The sequence below is a fragment of the Geobacillus sp. Manikaran-105 genome, assembly GCF_002809955.1.
In the GTDB taxonomy this organism is placed as follows: domain Bacteria; phylum Bacillota; class Bacilli; order Bacillales; family Anoxybacillaceae; genus Geobacillus; species Geobacillus thermophilus.
Genome location: NZ_PIJG01000005.1, coordinates 40,088 through 55,698, shown reverse-complemented (window position 1 = coordinate 55,698; position 15,611 = coordinate 40,088). Strand labels below are relative to the sequence as shown.

Annotated in this window: 19 protein-coding genes; 18 read left to right on the top strand and 1 reads right to left on the bottom strand. The window is 54.6% G+C overall.

Annotated elements, in window-relative coordinates; genetic code table 11:
• Positions 1 to 4: 4 nt before the first annotated feature.
• From prmA to deoC, 4 genes are all read left to right on the top strand, one after another.
• Positions 5 to 943 (top strand): 50S ribosomal protein L11 methyltransferase, encoded by a 939-nt coding sequence (gene prmA, locus CV945_RS02820; protein ID WP_033009663.1) that lies wholly within the window; start codon positions 5 to 7, stop codon positions 941 to 943.
• An 18-nt stretch (positions 944 to 961) separates the two neighbouring features.
• On the top strand, positions 962 to 1,738 hold the full coding sequence (locus CV945_RS02815; protein ID WP_033009635.1) for a 16S rRNA (uracil(1498)-N(3))-methyltransferase: 777 nt from the start codon (positions 962 to 964) through the stop codon (positions 1,736 to 1,738).
• A gap of 67 nt (positions 1,739 to 1,805) precedes the next feature.
• Positions 1,806 to 3,155, top strand: coding sequence for a tRNA (N(6)-L-threonylcarbamoyladenosine(37)-C(2))-methylthiotransferase MtaB (mtaB, locus tag CV945_RS02810; RefSeq protein ID WP_033009637.1), 1,350 nt, complete (start codon positions 1,806 to 1,808; stop codon positions 3,153 to 3,155).
• Between the two features lie 167 nt (positions 3,156 to 3,322).
• Positions 3,323 to 3,994, top strand: a complete 672-nt coding sequence (gene deoC / locus CV945_RS02805) for a deoxyribose-phosphate aldolase (RefSeq protein WP_033009639.1) — start codon at positions 3,323 to 3,325, stop codon at positions 3,992 to 3,994.
• Here deoC and CV945_RS02800 read toward each other — a convergent pair.
• On the bottom strand, positions 3,991 to 4,926 hold the full coding sequence (locus CV945_RS02800) for a Na/Pi symporter (RefSeq protein ID WP_033009640.1): 936 nt from the start codon (positions 4,924 to 4,926) through the stop codon (positions 3,991 to 3,993). The genes deoC and CV945_RS02800 overlap by 4 nt on opposite strands.
• 165 nt (positions 4,927 to 5,091) lie before the next feature.
• On the opposite strand from CV945_RS02800, the gene rpsU reads away from it, so the two are divergent.
• The 14 genes from rpsU (at position 5,092) to CV945_RS02730 (ending at position 15,273) form a co-directional block, all read left to right on the top strand.
• Positions 5,092 to 5,265, top strand: coding sequence for a 30S ribosomal protein S21 (gene rpsU / locus CV945_RS02795; RefSeq protein ID WP_008879912.1), 174 nt, complete (start codon positions 5,092 to 5,094; stop codon positions 5,263 to 5,265).
• Positions 5,266 to 5,294: 29 nt separating this feature from the next.
• Positions 5,295 to 5,741, top strand: a complete 447-nt coding sequence (locus tag CV945_RS02790; RefSeq protein WP_033009641.1) for a GatB/YqeY domain-containing protein — start codon at positions 5,295 to 5,297, stop codon at positions 5,739 to 5,741.
• Between the two features lie 105 nt (positions 5,742 to 5,846).
• Positions 5,847 to 6,140, top strand: a complete 294-nt coding sequence (gene yqfC / locus CV945_RS02785; RefSeq protein ID WP_033009643.1) for a sporulation protein YqfC — start codon at positions 5,847 to 5,849, stop codon at positions 6,138 to 6,140.
• Entirely contained in the window at positions 6,137 to 7,324 is a 1,188-nt protein-coding gene (gene yqfD, locus CV945_RS02780) for a sporulation protein YqfD (RefSeq protein ID WP_033009647.1), read from the top strand. Before yqfC ends, yqfD begins: the two co-directional genes overlap by 4 nt.
• A gap of 2 nt (positions 7,325 to 7,326) precedes the next feature.
• A complete protein-coding gene (locus CV945_RS02775) occupies positions 7,327 to 8,289 on the top strand; it encodes a PhoH family protein (protein WP_033009649.1) in 963 nt (320 codons plus the stop codon).
• Positions 8,290 to 8,343: 54 nt separating this feature from the next.
• A complete protein-coding gene (locus CV945_RS02770; protein ID WP_044743138.1) occupies positions 8,344 to 10,446 on the top strand; it encodes an HD family phosphohydrolase in 2,103 nt (700 codons plus the stop codon).
• A complete protein-coding gene (gene ybeY / locus CV945_RS02765; protein ID WP_033009652.1) occupies positions 10,443 to 10,913 on the top strand; it encodes an rRNA maturation RNase YbeY in 471 nt (156 codons plus the stop codon). The genes CV945_RS02770 and ybeY overlap by 4 nt, the downstream gene beginning before the upstream one ends.
• Positions 10,914 to 10,915: 2 nt before the next feature.
• Entirely contained in the window at positions 10,916 to 11,269 is a 354-nt protein-coding gene (locus CV945_RS02760; RefSeq protein WP_033009653.1) for a diacylglycerol kinase family protein, read from the top strand.
• 122 nt (positions 11,270 to 11,391) lie between these two features.
• Positions 11,392 to 11,790: a cytidine deaminase gene (locus CV945_RS02755; protein WP_033009654.1), complete on the top strand. Its 399-nt coding sequence runs from the start codon at positions 11,392 to 11,394 to the stop codon at positions 11,788 to 11,790.
• On the top strand, positions 11,783 to 12,691 hold the full coding sequence (gene era / locus CV945_RS02750) for a GTPase Era (RefSeq protein ID WP_033009655.1): 909 nt from the start codon (positions 11,783 to 11,785) through the stop codon (positions 12,689 to 12,691). The genes CV945_RS02755 and era overlap by 8 nt, the downstream gene beginning before the upstream one ends.
• A 102-nt stretch (positions 12,692 to 12,793) precedes the next feature.
• The gene (locus tag CV945_RS02745; RefSeq protein WP_020960618.1) at positions 12,794 to 12,937 is read left to right on the top strand and encodes a YqzL family protein; all 144 of its coding nucleotides are present in this window, start codon (positions 12,794 to 12,796) and stop codon (positions 12,935 to 12,937) included.
• Positions 12,938 to 12,968: 31 nt separating this feature from the next.
• Complete coding sequence (gene recO, locus CV945_RS02740) at positions 12,969 to 13,745, top strand: DNA repair protein RecO (protein ID WP_033009656.1); 777 nt, start codon at positions 12,969 to 12,971, stop codon at positions 13,743 to 13,745.
• Positions 13,746 to 13,827: 82 nt separating this feature from the next.
• The gene (ccpN, locus tag CV945_RS02735; RefSeq protein ID WP_255350126.1) at positions 13,828 to 14,454 is read left to right on the top strand and encodes a transcriptional regulator CcpN; all 627 of its coding nucleotides are present in this window, start codon (positions 13,828 to 13,830) and stop codon (positions 14,452 to 14,454) included.
• A gap of 18 nt (positions 14,455 to 14,472) precedes the next feature.
• Positions 14,473 to 15,273, top strand: a complete 801-nt coding sequence (locus CV945_RS02730) for a pyruvate, water dikinase regulatory protein (RefSeq protein ID WP_033009661.1) — start codon at positions 14,473 to 14,475, stop codon at positions 15,271 to 15,273.
• Positions 15,274 to 15,611 lie beyond the last annotated feature (338 nt).

Below are 15,611 nucleotides of genomic sequence, written 5' to 3'. Positions count from 1 at the left end.
CGCGATGAAATGGTCGGAAATCAGCATTCATACGACGCACGAGGCGGTCGAGGCGATTTCGAACATTTTGCATGAGGCCGGCGCCGGCGGCGTGGTCATTGAAGATCCGTACGATCTTGTGAAAGACCGCGATGACTGGTACGGGGAAATCGTCGAACTCAATCCGGACGATTATCCGGAAGAAGGCGTCATCATTAAGGCGTATTTGCCGGTCAACAGCTTTCTTGGCGAAACGGTCGAACAAATTAAACAAGCGATTAACAATTTATGGCTATATGATATTGACCTTGGAAAAAATAAGATTACATTGAGCGAAGTGAATGAGGAAGAGTGGGCGACGGCGTGGAAAAAGCATTATCATCCGGTGAAAGTATCGGAGAAGTTTACGATCGTGCCGACGTGGGAAACGTATGAGCCGGTTTCCGATGATGAGTTGATCATTGAAATGGATCCGGGCATGGCGTTTGGCACCGGCACCCACCCGACGACGGTCATGTGCCTGCAGGCGCTCGAAAAATATGTGCGCCCCGGCGATGCGGTCATTGACGTCGGCACCGGCTCCGGCATTTTAAGCATCGCTGCGGCGATGCTCGGCGCCCGGTCGGTGCGGGCGTTCGATTTGGATCCGGTCGCAGTCGACAGCGCACGGCTGAACGTCAAGCTCAATAAAGTGCAGTCGGTCGTTACGGTGGCGCAAAACAATTTGCTTGACCATGTCGATGAGCCGGCTGATGTGATTGTCGCCAACATTTTGGCGGAAATCATTTTGCGTTTTGCCTCCGACGCTTTCCGGCTGCTGAAGCCGGGCGGCCGCTTCATCACCTCCGGCATCATCCAGGCGAAAAAGCAGGACGTCAAAGACGGGCTGCTGGCGGCTGGGTTTGTCATTGAGGAAGTGAACGTGATGGAAGATTGGGTCGCGTTAGTCGCCATCAAGTCGTAAACAAAGAAGGGATGTTCGTTGCAGCGATATTTCGTTTCCGAACGGGAGCGCCGAGGCGAAGTCGTCACGATCAGCGGCGCTGACGCGCACCATATCGCCCGCGTCATGCGCATGAAGCCGGGGGATGCGATCGCTTGCGTCTTTCCGGACGGGCGCACGGCTGTATGCAGCATTGAACAAATTGCCAGTGAGCATGTGCGCGCCCGTATTGTACAATGGAAGGAAGAGGGGCGCGAATTGCCGGTGCGCATTTATATCGCCCAGGGGCTGCCGAAAGGCGAAAAGTGGGAGTTTGTCATCCAAAAAGGGACGGAGCTTGGCGCCGCCGGCTTTCTGCCGTTTTTCGCCGCCCGTTCGGTCGTCAAATGGGACATGAAGAAAGCGGAGAAAAAAGTGGAACGGTGGAAAAAAATTGCGAAAGAGGCGGCCGAACAGGCGGAACGCACGTCATTGCCCGAGGTGCGGGCGCCGCTTTCGCTGGACGCGCTGCTTGCTTTTGGCGAAACGGTGGATCAACGTCTATTCGCCTATGAAGAAGAAGGGCGCGGGGGACGGCACGGTTCGCTGCCGGCGCTGCTTGCCGGCCTCAAGCCCGGCGGCACGCTGCTAGCCGTGTTCGGACCTGAGGGTGGATTTAGCCCTGAGGAGGCAAAGCGGCTCCGACAAGGCGGCTTTTTGCCGTGCAGCCTTGGCCCGCGCATTTTGCGCACGGAAACGGCGCCGCTTTATCTGCTTGCCGCGGCTTCCTATGAATGGGAGCTGCGCGCGCCAGATTGGGAGGCGGCGCAACAGTAATCAACGGTTTGAACAAATTCAGTCATGCTGCTGGCTCAGCGGCATGGCCTGCAGTGAGGTGAACAACATGCCAACAGTGGCTTTCCATACATTAGGCTGCAAAGTCAATCATTACGAAACAGAGGCGATTTGGCAGCTGTTTAAAAAGGCCGGCTACGAACGGACGGAGTTTGAGAGCCGCGCCGATGTGTATGTGATCAACACGTGCACGGTGACGAACACCGGCGACAAAAAAAGCCGCCAAGTCATCCGCCGTGCGGTGCGCCGCAATCCGGATGCCGTCGTCTGCGTGACCGGCTGCTATGCGCAAACATCGCCGGCGGAAGTGATGGCGATTCCGGGCGTCGATATTGTCATCGGCACGCAAGACCGGCATAAAATTTTGGACTACGTTGAGCAGTTTCAGCGCGAGCGCCAGCCGATCAACGCGGTCCATAACATTATGAAAACGCGCGTGTTTGAGGAAATGGATGTGCCGTCGTTCACCGACCGGACGCGGGCATCGTTGAAAATTCAAGAAGGGTGCAACAACTTTTGCACGTTTTGCATCATCCCGTGGGCGCGCGGCTTGATGCGTTCGCGCAATCCACAAGAAATCATCCGCCAGGCGCGCCAGCTTGTCGCCGCCGGCTATAAGGAAATCGTGTTGACCGGCATTCATACGGGCGGCTACGGCACCGATCTAAAAGACTATAACTTCGCAGCGCTGCTGCGCGATTTGGATGAGCAAGTGCCGGGGCTGAAACGGATTCGCATTTCGTCGATTGAGGCGAGCCAAATTACCGATGAAGTGATCGATGTGTTGCAGCGTTCGGACAAAATCGTTCGCCATTTGCACATTCCGCTTCAATCCGGGTCGAACACGGTGCTCAAGCGGATGCGCCGCAAATATACGGTGGAATTTTTCGCCGAGCGGCTTGCCCGCCTGCGGGAAGTGTTCCCGGAACTCGCCGTAACGTCCGATGTCATCGTCGGTTTTCCGGGTGAAACGGAAGAGGAATTTATGGAAACGTACCACTTTATCCGCGAGCAGCAGTTTTCCGAGCTGCACGTCTTTCCGTATTCGAAGCGGACTGGCACACCGGCGGCGCGCATGCCGGACCAAGTGGACGAAGAGACGAAACATGACCGCGTCCGCCGACTCATTGCCCTATCTGATCAGCTGGCGAAAGAATACGCGTCGCGATTTGAAGGGCACGTGCTCGAAGTCATTCCAGAAGAGCAAGACAAAGATCATCCGGGCATGTATATCGGCTATACGGACAACTATTTGAAAGTCCGTTTCCCGGGGACAGAAGAGATGGTCGGCGAACTCGTGAAAGTAAAAATCACGAAAGCCGGCTACCCGTACAACGAAGGTGAGTTTGTCCGCATTGTGCCGGATGGGGCAGCTCATTCCGTAAAGTTAAGCTCATAACCTGATATGGAGAGACAAGCACAGACACCCCAGCCTCGGCTGGGGTTTTTTTCTTCTTTTTCTCGGGAACTATACAGATGACGGCTAGTTTTTGCCTCGCAGACATGGTATGATGGTAGACGTCAGACCTTTTATTTTTTTGCAGCGGCAGAAAGGGGCAAGTGTCCATGACAGTGAACATTGCGAACATGATCGACCATACGCTGCTCAAGCCGGAGGCAACGGAAGAGCAAATCGTTCAATTATGCGCGGAGGCGAAACAGTACGGGTTTGCCTCAGTATGCGTCAACCCGTCGTGGGTGAAAACGGCGGCGCGGGAACTTTCCGGCACGGATGTCCGCGTCTGCACGGTCATCGGCTTTCCGCTTGGGGCGACAACGCCGGAAACGAAAGCGTTTGAAACGAAAAACGCCATCGAAAACGGCGCGCGCGAAGTCGATATGGTCATCAACATCGGCGCCTTAAAAAGCGGAGCCGACGACTGGGTGGAGCGCGATATTCGCGCCGTCGTCGAAGCGGCAGCCGGAAAAGCACTCGTGAAAGTAATTATTGAAACGGCGCTTTTGACGGATGATGAAAAAGTGCGCGCTTGCCAATTGGCGGTGAAAGCGGGCGCTGACTATGTGAAAACATCGACTGGGTTCTCAGGCGGCGGCGCGACGGTTGAAGACGTCGCGCTGATGCGAAAAACGGTCGGCGACAATGTGGGCGTCAAAGCTTCAGGAGGCGTTCGCGACCGGAAAACAGCTGAGGCGATGATCGAGGCTGGGGCGACGCGCATCGGGACGAGCTCCGGGGTTGCCATCGTCAGCGGCCAAACTGGGCGCGCCGATTATTAAGCCCGCTTTTGGCCATGCAAACGCAAGATGGCCGTTTCGATGATGCCGACAAACGGCAACGCGGCGGCTGAACAAATGGTGTTAAACAAGACGCTCACATGGGCGAGCTGCACATCCGGCGCCGGGCTGAGCATGGCGGCAAAACGGGCGAACGGCTCCGTCCAGAAGGCAAAGACGGCAACGCCGGCGACGTTCAGCCATAAATGGGTATAAGCGGTCAGCTGGGCTTCTTTGCTTGAACCGATGGAGGCCAGCAGCCCGGTAATGCACGTGCCGATGTTGGCGCCAAGCAATATCGCGATGGCGGCTGGAAGCGTCAACAACTGTTCGTTTAAAAACCCCATGGCGATGCCGATCGTCGCCGCGCTCGAATGGACGAGGGCGGTCAAGGCAATGCCGACGAAGAGTCCGATGGCGGTCGAGCTGTTCGTTTGCTTGAGCCAGGCGTCAACAAGCGGGTAATCGGCGAGCGGCTTGGCGAGGCTGGAGAAGCCGTTCATGGCAAACAGCAAGGCGGCAAGGCCGACGGCGATCATCCCGATGCTGTAAACGAAGCGGCGGCGTCCTATGAAGACGAGAAGTGCGCCGCCGATGAGAAGCGGAATGGCGCCGTCGCCGATATCGAGTGTCATCAGCTCGGTTGTGACGGTTGAGCCGATGTTGCTGCCTAAAATGATGCCGATGGACTGGCGAAACGATAAATAGCCGGTGGCGACGAGGCCGACCGTCATCACCATGACCGCCGAGCTGCTTTGCACGAGGGCGGTTGCCGCCATCCCGGTGAGAAATCCTTGCCATGGCGCAGCGGTAAAGCGCATGAGCCATCGTTTCAACCGATGGCCGGATAACGCGTAAAACCCGGCCTTCATCATGAACATGCCGATCAGAAAAATGGCGGTGTAAATGGCAAACAGCATCAAAAGCGGCCCCACGGGCGATCTCCCCTTTCATCCTATATGTATGGGCCTCGTCCGCGGACGATGACCACTTTTTTCGGCGCCGGGATCGCGCTTTTTTTATTGACCTTTTCCGCCGGCATGTATTATAATTGACAAGTACAATATGCAATGGTTGTTGTTCGGAGGGAGGGAAGCAGGATGTCCAAAACGATCGTCCGCAAAAACGAGTCGATCGACGACGCTCTTCGTCGCTTTAAACGCGCCGTTTCGAAAACGGGTACTTTGCAAGAAGTGAGAAAGCGCGAATTTTATGAAAAACCAAGCGTCAGACGGAAGAAAAAATCTGAAGCGGCTAGAAAGCGCAAGCACTAAGAGCATGCATTAAAGAGGGTGTATAATCGGTGAGTCTTCTCGATCGTTTGAATGACGATATGAAGCAGGCGATGAAAAACAAAGAGAAAGAAAAGCTGTCTGTTCTCCGTATGCTGAAGGCGGCGCTGCAAAACGAGGCGATCAAGCTCGGCAAAAGCCCGCTTTCGGAAGACGAAGAGCTGACCGTTCTTTCTCGTGAACTGAAGCAGCGTAAAGACTCCCTCCGCGAATTTGAAAACGCTGGCCGTTCAGATCTTGTCGAAAAAGTAAAAACCGAAATTGACATCGTTCAGTCGTATATGCCGAAACCGCTGACAGAGGACGAACTTCGCGAACTGATCGAGCAGACGATCAAGGAAGTCGGGGCTTCGTCGAAGGCGGATATGGGAAAAGTGATGAGCGCCATCATGCCGAAAGTGAAAGGCAAAGCGGACGGTTCGCTCGTCAATAAATTGGTGCAACAACAGCTTTCATAAAACAAGCAATGGGCCTTGCCGGCAGGCGGGCCCGTTGTTTTTGAAAAGCGGTGCTAGAACCCCCTTTTGTCTCATACATATGAGATGAAAGGGGGGTCTTTTTGTATGGTGAAGAAATGGCGCCAGCAGATGAAGCGGTGGATGGCGGAAAAGCTCGAGCTTCCCGCCGATATCGTCATGGATCTGCCCCGCATCACGATGGTGGGGCACATACATATTTACATTGAAAACCACCGCGGGCTGCTCGCGTTCAGCGATAAAGAGCTCCGCCTTTTGCTGCGGAACGGGCAGCTGCTTGTCCGCGGCGAACAGTTTGTCATCAAAACGATTTTGCCGGAAGAAATTTTATTGGAGGGGAAAATCAGCCAAGTCGTTTATATAGAGGAGGACAAACGATGAAAAATGAATGGGTTGACACGTTAGCCGGCAGCGTGCGTGTCAAGGCGGAAGGAAAAGGGATCGAACGGCTGATCAACGCCTGCGTGCGCCAGGGCATCGCCGTATGGAATGTGAAAAATCATAGCCGGGAGACGGCGACATTTTTCATTAAGCTCAGCGATGTCAAGCGGTTTCGCCATATCGCCCGGCAAAGCGAGTGCAAGCTTTCGTTTGTCGGGAGAAGAGGGTTGCCGTTTTTTTGGCGACGGGCGCGGCGAAACAGCGGGTTTGGGCTCGGGCTGCTCCTTTTTGCGGCCATTGTATTTCTGCTGTCCAACGTTGTGTGGAGCATTGACATTGAAGGCGCCTCCCCCGAGACAGAACATCAAATCGTCCGCGAACTAAAACGGATGGGCGTCGAGCGCGGCGTGTTTCAATTCCTGCTCGATGACCCGGAAACGTTGCAAAGGAAACTGACCGAACGCATCCATGACATTACATGGGTCGGCGTCGAGTGGGAAGGGACGTCGCTGCATTTCCGCGTCGTGGAAAAAGAAATTCCGGAACCGAAAGAACCGATCCCCCCGCGCCATTTAGTCGCCAAAAAAGAGGCGGTGATCGCCGATTTGTTCGTTGAAGAAGGACAACCGCTCGTTTCCGTCAATGATTATGTACAAAAAGGTCAGCTTCTCGTTTCCGGCGTGATCGGCGCCGAGGGGAGAACGAAATTTGTACCGGCGACCGGAAAGGTGCTTGGCGAGACATGGTACAAGTCCACCGTTGTCCTGCCGCTTGAGACGACGTTTCATGTGTTGACCGGCGCGTTCGCCGAACGGCATTATATCGCAATGGGCCGCTTTTCCCTTCCAATCTGGGGGTGGGAGAAGCCGGCGTTCGCCCATACGGTCATCGAAACGAAAAAGCGGCCGTTTCGGTTTTGGAAATGGGACTTGCCGGTGTATTACGAGCGTGTTACGATTCGTGAAGCCGAGGAAGTGAAACGGAGCTATACGTGGGAAGAGGCGTTTGCAGAAGCGAAAAAGATCGCCCGCCGCGAGCTGCGGGCCAAGCTGCCGGAAGAGGCGGTCATTCGCGGCGAAAAAGTTTTGCATCAGACGAAAGAGAATGGTAAAGTAAGGGTAGAATTGCATTACGAAGTCATCGAAAATATTGCTGTACCACAACCCATCGTTCAAGGAGATTGAGAATGTCAGAGCAGTTTGTCACGATCAGCCAACACGTGCGCAATCAACAGGAAGCGGCGGCGCTCTTTGGCGTTCATGACGCCCATTTAAAGCGGATTGAGGAAGAGCTTGGCGTGTCGATTGTGACGCGCGGGGAGACGGTCAACGTCTCCGGAACGCCGCAGCAAGTCCAGCTCGTCGATGAGCTGCTTCGCCATTTATTGATTGTCATCCGCAAAGGGGTGGCCGTCAGCGAGCGCGACATCATCTATGCCGTCCAGCTGGCGAAAAAAGGGGCGCTTGACGGCCTCATCCAGCTGTACGAAGAAGAGATTACGAAAAATGCCAAAGGGAAGTCGATCCGCGTCAAAACGCTCGGCCAGCGTTATTACGTGGCGGCGATTGAACAACACGACTTGACGTTTGGCATCGGGCCGGCCGGCACCGGGAAAACGTACTTGGCGGTTGTCATGGCGGTGAAGGCGCTGAAAAACGGCAGCGTCAAACGCATCATTTTGACCCGACCGGCTGTCGAGGCGGGGGAAAGCCTCGGCTTTTTGCCCGGCGACTTGAAGGAGAAAGTCGACCCGTATTTGCGCCCGCTGTACGATGCGCTAAACGACGTGCTCGGAGCGGAGTACGTGCAGCGCCTCATTGAACGCGGCACGATTGAGATCGCTCCGCTCGCCTATATGCGTGGCCGGACGCTTGAGGATGCGTTCGTCATTCTGGACGAAGCGCAAAATACGACGCCGGCGCAAATGAAAATGTTTTTAACCCGGCTTGGTTTTGGGTCAAAAATGGTGATCACCGGCGATATTTCCCAAGTCGACCTGCCAAAAGGAGTCGAGTCGGGGCTGTCGGTCGCGAAGCGCATTTTGGCTTCCATCAGCGGCATTGCTTTTGTGTTTTTGGAGCAGTCTGATGTTGTTCGCCATCCGCTTGTGGCGAAAATTATTAATGCCTACGATGAGGCCGGCTTATAGAGCACAGACCGGGATGGATGGCACAGCTTTTCTTACAAAGCGAGGGGAAAACCGGTGGGAAGGCTTCGTTTTTTTCTCGAGCGGACAAAAGACGTCCGCTTCGTCCGCTTTTGGCTGTTTTTGTTTTTGGCTGCGCTGTTGTTTGCTGTGTTGTACTGGCAAGTGAAACCGCGCCAATATGAGCTGCGCCTGTTTGACGTCGCTAAAGAAACGATCCGCTCGCCGGTGACGGTTGAGGACAAAGAAGCGACAGCCAGGCTGAAAGAAGAAGCAGCCGCCAAAGTGGCAGACGTTTATACGTTGAAAAAAGAATATGCCGAAAACCGTGTCGATCTTCTTTCCTCGCTGTTTGCCGCCATTGAGAGCGTGCAAAACGAGGCGGGTTCGGGCCGTTCGCCCGGTGATTTGACAGCGAAGCTCGAGGAACGGCTGCCGCCGGAGTGGTTTGCCTACCTGTCCTCTGAAGAATGGCGGCGGCTGCTCAGCGCTTCTCCCGGTGAACTCGAGACAGCCAAAGAAGCAGCGTTGACAGCCGTGCATGCGGCCATGAGCGAGCGCATTTCCCAGGCGGAGCTTGACGAGGCGCGCGCGAAAGCAGCGACAGAGCTCAAGTATGCGGCGCTGTCGCCGGCGTTGCGCGAAACCGTCGCCAAGTTGTGCCGGCAGGCTGTCATTCCGAACGTCGTCTACGACCGGACGGCGACGGAAGAAAAGCGGCGGCAGGCGATGGATGAAGTGAAGCCGGTGAAAATTTTGCAAGGGCAAGTGATCGTGGAGGAAGGGCAATTTATTACGAGTGACATTTACCACCGGCTTGAGCTCGTCGGCCTGCTTGGCGGCGGACGCCCGCATTGGCCGGCCGCGGGGCTTTGTTTGTTCGTGCTGCTCTTGCTTGCGCCGCTCGTTTACTATTTCCGCGCCGAGAAGACGAATGAAAACTTGCTGCTTTATGGAGCGGTGTTCACGTTGATGATGGCGGTGACGGTGCTCATTCGCCTGCTGCCGTCCGGCGGGGCCGTTTCGGCCGGCTATCTCGTTCCGGCAGCGTTCGGTCCGATGCTTGTCCGCGTGCTGCTTGGCGAGCGGCTGGCGGTGATGACCGCCATCATTGGGGCGGTGTGCGGCAGCATCTTGTTTAATGAAGAAATCGGGGCGACTGGCGCCGTATCGGTGTCCTTGGCTGTTTATTTGCTCGCTGGCGGCCTGGCTGGGACGTTTTGCCTGCCGAAGGAGCTGGCGAAGGCGAAAATTTGGCGGGCCGGTGTGCTTGTTGCCGTCGTCAATACGGGTTTGCTCCTATCGTTGTTGCTAATGAAAAATGGCCGCTACTCGCTGGCTGAGATCGGCCTTTTTCTTCTCATGGCGGCGGCCTCCGGCATTTTCTCCGCCATTTTGACGATCGGGCTGCTGCCGGTGTTTGAGACGGCATTCGGCATTTTGTCGCCGCTTCGCCTCATTGAGCTGTCGAATCCAAATCACCCGCTGTTGCGCAAATTGTTGACGGAGGCGCCGGGGACGTATCATCACAGCATCATGGTCGCCAATTTGGCGGAAGCGGCGTGCGAGGCGATCGGCGCCGACGGCTTGCTAGCGCGCGTCGCCTGCTATTACCACGACATCGGCAAGACAAAGCGGCCCCGCTATTTCATTGAAAACCAAATGGGCGGCAATCCGCACGATCATTTGTCGCCGCAATTGAGCAAAAATATTATTATCGCCCATGTCACCGACGGCGTCGCCTTGCTTCGCAAGCACCGGCTGCCAAAGGAGATTGTCGACATCGCCGAACAGCATCATGGCACGACGCTGCTCAAGTATTTTTATCATAAAGCGCTCGAGCAAACGGGAGTGGTCTCCGAAGCCGAGTTCCGCTATCCCGGGCCGAAGCCGCAGACGAAAGAGGCGGCGGTCATCAACATTGCCGACAGCGTCGAGGCGGCTGTCCGTTCGTTGGCCAACCCCTCGCAGGAAAAAATCGAAAAGATCGTCCGGGGGATCATCGCCGACCGCCTGCAGGACAACCAGTTGAACGAGTGCGACATCACGATGAAAGAGTTGGAGATCGTCGCCCGTTCGCTTTGTGAGACGCTCAACGGCGTCTTCCATTCGCGCATTGAATACCCGGAAGTACGAAAGGAAAAGGTGAAGCATGCATGACCATTCACATCGACTTTATCGACGAAACGGGCGAAGTGACCGCAGAGCAGCTTGAGATGCTCGAGCAACTCCTTCGCGAAGCGGCAGCGAGCGAGAACGTGCCGGACGGGGCGGAAGTGGGCGTCTCATTCGTGGACAACGAGCGCATTCGCCTGATGAACCGCGACTATCGCGGCAAAGACGCTCCGACTGATGTGCTTTCGTTCGCGTTGGAAGAGGAAGGAGAGGGCGAAGTCGACATCATCGGCGCCGATATGCCGCTGGTGCTTGGCGACATCGTCATCTCCATTCCGAAGGCGAAAGAGCAAGCGGCGGAATACGGGCATTCGTTCATGCGCGAGCTCGGGTTTTTGGCTGTGCACGGTTTTTTGCATTTGCTTGGCTATGACCACGAAACGGAAGAGGAAGAGCGCGTCATGTTTGCCAAGCAAGAGGAAATATTGACGCGGTTCGGATTGACGCGATAGCCATGCGAGGTGCGAGGGAACGGGATCGTTTCGCCTGGGCTTGGGCGGGAATGAAGGCGGCGGTGAAGGAGGAGGCGCATTTGCGTTTTCACTTGGCGGCCGCCGTTGTTGCCTTTGCGCTCGGTTTCGCTGTCGGGCTGTCGCGCTGGGAGTGGATTGTGTTAGTGCTGACAGTTGGTGCGGTCGTTATACTCGAGCTGGTGAATACAGCCATCGAGCGCACGGTCGACTTGGTGACAGGGGAGTTTCACCCGCTGGCGAAAGCGGCGAAAGATATCGCTGCTGCGGCTGTGCTCGTGGCTGCCGGGGTTGCTGTCATCATCGGGGCGCTGCTGTTTTGGCCGCATCTTCGCTGAACGAACGAGAGAGAAAATTCTAATTTTTCTGTTACATTTTCGTTTCAAATGATGAAATTGGCGGCGATTTTTTGTAAAATAAAAGAAAGCAGCGTTTGCTTTCAGGAAAGGAAGAGCCATTCATGGAGATCGAACAGCTCATTGCCGAAGCGAAAAAAGCGCGCGAATTCGCATACGTGCCTTATTCGAAATTCAAAGTCGGCGCCGCGTTGCTGACGAAAGACGGCAGTGTGTACCGCGGCTGCAACATTGAAAACGCCGCTTACAGCGTGTGCAATTGCGCGGAGCGGACCGCGCTGTTTAAGGCGTATTCCGAAGGGGAAACGGAGTTTGCCGCCCTCGCGGTCATTGCCGACACTCCCCGCCCGGTTCCGCCGTGCGGCGCATGCCGTCAAGTGATCGCTGAGCTTTGCCCAAGTGATATGAAAGTCATTTTGGCCAATATCAACGGCGATGTCAAAATCGTCACCGTTCAAGAACTGCTGCCAGATGCTTTTTCAGCGGAGGATATGCATGAATAAGGAAGGATACAAATCAGGGTTTGTTGCCATTATCGGAAGACCGAACGTAGGAAAATCGACGTTTTTAAACCGTGTCGTCGGGCAAAAAATCGCCATTATGAGCGACAAGCCGCAGACGACGCGCAATAAAATCCAAGGCGTGTACACGGATGAGGACGCGCAAATCATTTTTATCGACACTCCCGGGGTGCATAAACCGAAGCATAAACTCGGCGATTTTATGATGAAAGTGGCGCTCAATGCGCTGCGCGAAGTCGATTTGATTTTGTTTATGGTCAATGCCGAGGAAGGGTTTGGGCGCGGCGAGGCGTTCATTATGGAGCGCTTGAAAGAAGTCGATACGCCGGTGTTTTTGGTGATCAACAAAATCGACCGCGTTCACCCGGATGAGCTGCTGCCGCTCATTGACCAGTACAAGGATTTGCACCCGTTTGCGGAAATTGTGCCGATTTCAGCGCTTGAAGGAAACAATGTCGAGCGTCTGCTGGAGCAAATTAAAGAGCGGTTGCCGGAAGGACCGCAATATTATCCGCCGGATCAAGTCACCGACCATCCGGAGCAGTTTATCATCGCCGAGCTCATTCGCGAGAAAGCGCTTCACTTGACGCGCGAGGAAGTTCCACATTCGATCGCCGTCGTCGTCGAACGCATTGAGCGGCGCGAAGAGACGGGCACGGTTTACGTCGGGGCTGTCATCGTTGTTGAGCGCGATTCGCAAAAAGGGATCATCATCGGCAAGCAAGGCCGGATGTTAAAGGAAATCGGACAGCGGGCGCGCGCTGACATTGAGGCGCTGCTTGGATCCAAAGTGTTTTTGGAGCTGTGGGTGAAGGTGCAAAAGGACTGGCGCAACCGCCTTTCGCAGTTGCGCGACTTCGGGTTTCGCGAGGACGAGTATTGACGGCTAGAAAATTTTACGCGACATAAACGGGTTTTGACCGAGCCAACCTATAGGTAAAACCACCAATATGCAATGCCTGCAGGCGGAAAGAGGTGTCATTCCATGCTTGAGTTTACGTGGAAGTTGTTTAGCCAAACAGGCAATATTGATACGTACCTTCTGTTTAAAGAGCTGGAGCGGGAACAACGGTTTGGCGGTGAAGAACAAAACGCCGAACAGGAAGAAATCGACCAGCCGATCTCGTAGTATCGTCGTTGGCTGAAGCGGTGGTGATTCGATGTTTGAGAAGTGCGAAGCGATCGTGATGCGGACCATCGATTATGGCGAGACGAATAAAATTGTCACATTGTTTACAAGGGAATGGGGAAAGGTGGCTGTGATGGCGCGAGGTGCGAAAAAGCCAAGCAGCCGCCTTTCTGCTGTTACGCAGCCGCTCGCCTATGGCCATTATTTGATCCGCCGCAGCCGCGGCGTCGGCGTTCTCCATCAAGGGGAGCTCATTGATTCGATGCGGGCGCTGCGTGAAGATTTGTTTGCCGCTGCCTATGCCGCGTATATTGTGGAGCTCACCGACAAAAGCACAGAAGAGCAAAAGCGCAATCCGTACTTGTTTGAGCTGTTGCGGCAGACGTTACAGTATATGAGCGAAGGGCGCGATTTAGAGATCATGGCGTTGATTTATGAGATGAAAATGCTCCCAGTGCTCGGCATTCCGCCGGTGCTTGACCGTTGCGCGCGCTGCGGGGCGACAGAAGGGAGCGTCTCGTTTTCGGTCAAGGAGGCGGGCTTCCTTTGTCATCGCTGCGAGGAGGCCGACCCGCACCGGATGCCGTTGTCGCCGGCGTCGGCCCGGCTGTTGCGCCTGTTTTTCCATATTGATCTTGCCCGGCTGGGCGCGATTTCGGTCAAAGAAACGACAAAGGCGGAATTGAAGGCGGTGCTGTCGGCGTACTACGATGAATATGCCGGCCTGTCGCTGAAGGCGAAACGCTTTTTGCAGCAAATGAGCGTGCTGAAAGACACACTCGCCCCCGATAGCGGCCAGGATGCTTAATTTTCCTTGTAAACGCGTGATGTAGTATAATATAAACAAGGATGATAGCGTGTGGGACCTTTTGGCAAGGTGGTGAGCGACGATCGAACTGAATAAACGCCAGGAACAAATTTTGCAAATTGTCAAAGACTACGGGCCGATCACCGGCGAGAGCATCGCCGAAAAGCTGAACTTGACGCGGGCGACGCTGCGGCCCGATCTCGCGATTTTGACGATGGCCGGCTATTTGGAAGCGCGGCCGCGCGTCGGTTATTTTTATACCGGAAAAACTGGCACGCAGCTGTTCGCCGATAAGATTAAAAAATTAAAAGTTGAAGACTACCAGTCCATCCCGGTCGTCGTCAACGAAAACGTGAGCGTCTATGATGCGATCGTCACGATGTTTTTGGAAGACGTCGGCACGCTGTTTGTCGTCGATGAGGAGTCGCTTCTTGCGGGCGTTTTGTCGCGCAAAGACTTGCTGCGCGCGAGCATCGGCAAACAGGAACTGACAGCGATTCCCGTTAATATTATCATGACAAGGATGCCGAACATCGCTGTTTGTTATAAAGATGATCCGCTGATTGAGGTGGCCGAACGGCTGATCGAGAAGCAAATCGACGCTATGCCGGTCGTGCGCAAAACGGAGAAGGGGTATGAAGTGATCGGCCGCATTACGAAAACGAATATGACGAAAGCGTTCGTCTCATTAGCCAAAGACGATGTGTGAGCGAAAAGGAGGAACAAAATGAATCAACGCCTCGTTTATGTCGTATCCGACTCGGGCGGGGAGACGGCTGAGCTTGTCGTCAAGGCGGCGGCCAGCCAGTTTTACGCCTCGCCGGTTCAAATCAAGCGCGTTCCATACGTAGAGGATAAAACGACGTTAGCCGAAGTGGTCGCGTTGGCCAAAATGAACCAAGCCATTATTGCCTTTACGCTCGTTGTTCCGGAAATGCGCGAATTTTTGCTTGCCGAGGCGGCGCGCGAAGGGGTGGTCGCTTACGATATCATCGGCCCGCTCATCGAAAAAATGAGCGGCTTGTTCCAGCTGACGCCAAGGTATGAGCCGGGCCAGGTGCGCGTGCTCGACGAAGATTACTTCAAAAAAATCGAAGCGATCGAATTCGCCGTCAAATACGACGACGGCCGCGACCCACGCGGCATTTTGCGCGCTGATATTGTGTTGATCGGCGTATCGCGCACATCGAAAACGCCGCTGTCGCAATACTTGGCGCATAAGCGGCTGAAGGTGGCAAACGTACCGATCGTTCCGGAAGTCGAGCCGCCCGAGCAGCTGTTTCAAGTCGGGCCAGGCAAATGCTTCGGTTTGAAAATCAGCCCGGACAAGCTGCTGTCGATCCGCCGCGAGCGTTTGAAATCGCTCGGCTTGAACGACCAAGCCATCTATGCGAACATGGATCGCATTAAAGAAGAGCTGGCTTATTTTGACGAAGTCGTAAAAAAAATCGGCTGCGATGTCATCGATGTAACGAACAAAGCTGTGGAAGAAACGGCAAGCATCATTATGAAAAAGTTGAAGTGTTAAGAACGTTGGATCCGCCTGTTTTGTCCGCACGATTTCCTGCCGGTAATCGTGCGCTTTTTTATGGCATACGTCCCTGAGTTATATTATAATAAAAAATTGTGGGAAAAATGACCCTGCATAGGTTTAGAGCGGGCATAAGGCGAGTAAACTATTTATAGCTGTTTGTCAAGGAAAACAAGGGAAAAGTTTTCGACAAAAACCGCCGGGCGCCCGAAAAAAAAGAAGGATTTTTGGGGATGATGTAGAATAATAGGGGGTGTGAAGCCTTCCCTTGCTTTAGGGGCCAGGTTGTCCGCTGCAACAAAGTCAAAAAAAATGAAATGTTCCCTTTGGCCTTG

Excerpts from the sequence above, each read along its gene's own strand:
- prmA (WP_033009663.1), top strand. The coding sequence starts at position 5 with ATGAAATGGTCGGAAATCAGCATTCATACGACGCACGAGGCGGTCGAG.
- mtaB (WP_033009637.1), top strand. The coding sequence starts at position 1,806 with ATGCCAACAGTGGCTTTCCATACATTAGGCTGCAAAGTCAATCATTAC.
- deoC (WP_033009639.1), top strand. The coding sequence starts at position 3,323 with ATGACAGTGAACATTGCGAACATGATCGACCATACGCTGCTCAAGCCG.
- rpsU (WP_008879912.1), top strand. The coding sequence starts at position 5,092 with ATGTCCAAAACGATCGTCCGCAAAAACGAGTCGATCGACGACGCTCTT.
- yqfC (WP_033009643.1), top strand. The coding sequence starts at position 5,847 with ATGGTGAAGAAATGGCGCCAGCAGATGAAGCGGTGGATGGCGGAAAAG.
- yqfD (WP_033009647.1), top strand. The coding sequence starts at position 6,137 with ATGAAAAATGAATGGGTTGACACGTTAGCCGGCAGCGTGCGTGTCAAG.
- CV945_RS02775 (WP_033009649.1), top strand. The coding sequence starts at position 7,327 with ATGTCAGAGCAGTTTGTCACGATCAGCCAACACGTGCGCAATCAACAG.
- ybeY (WP_033009652.1), top strand. The coding sequence starts at position 10,443 with ATGACCATTCACATCGACTTTATCGACGAAACGGGCGAAGTGACCGCA.
- CV945_RS02760 (WP_033009653.1), top strand. The coding sequence starts at position 10,916 with ATGCGAGGTGCGAGGGAACGGGATCGTTTCGCCTGGGCTTGGGCGGGA.
- CV945_RS02755 (WP_033009654.1), top strand. The coding sequence starts at position 11,392 with ATGGAGATCGAACAGCTCATTGCCGAAGCGAAAAAAGCGCGCGAATTC.
- era (WP_033009655.1), top strand. The coding sequence starts at position 11,783 with ATGAATAAGGAAGGATACAAATCAGGGTTTGTTGCCATTATCGGAAGA.
- CV945_RS02745 (WP_020960618.1), top strand. The coding sequence starts at position 12,794 with ATGCTTGAGTTTACGTGGAAGTTGTTTAGCCAAACAGGCAATATTGAT.
- recO (WP_033009656.1), top strand. The coding sequence starts at position 12,969 with ATGTTTGAGAAGTGCGAAGCGATCGTGATGCGGACCATCGATTATGGC.
- CV945_RS02730 (WP_033009661.1), top strand. The coding sequence starts at position 14,473 with ATGAATCAACGCCTCGTTTATGTCGTATCCGACTCGGGCGGGGAGACG.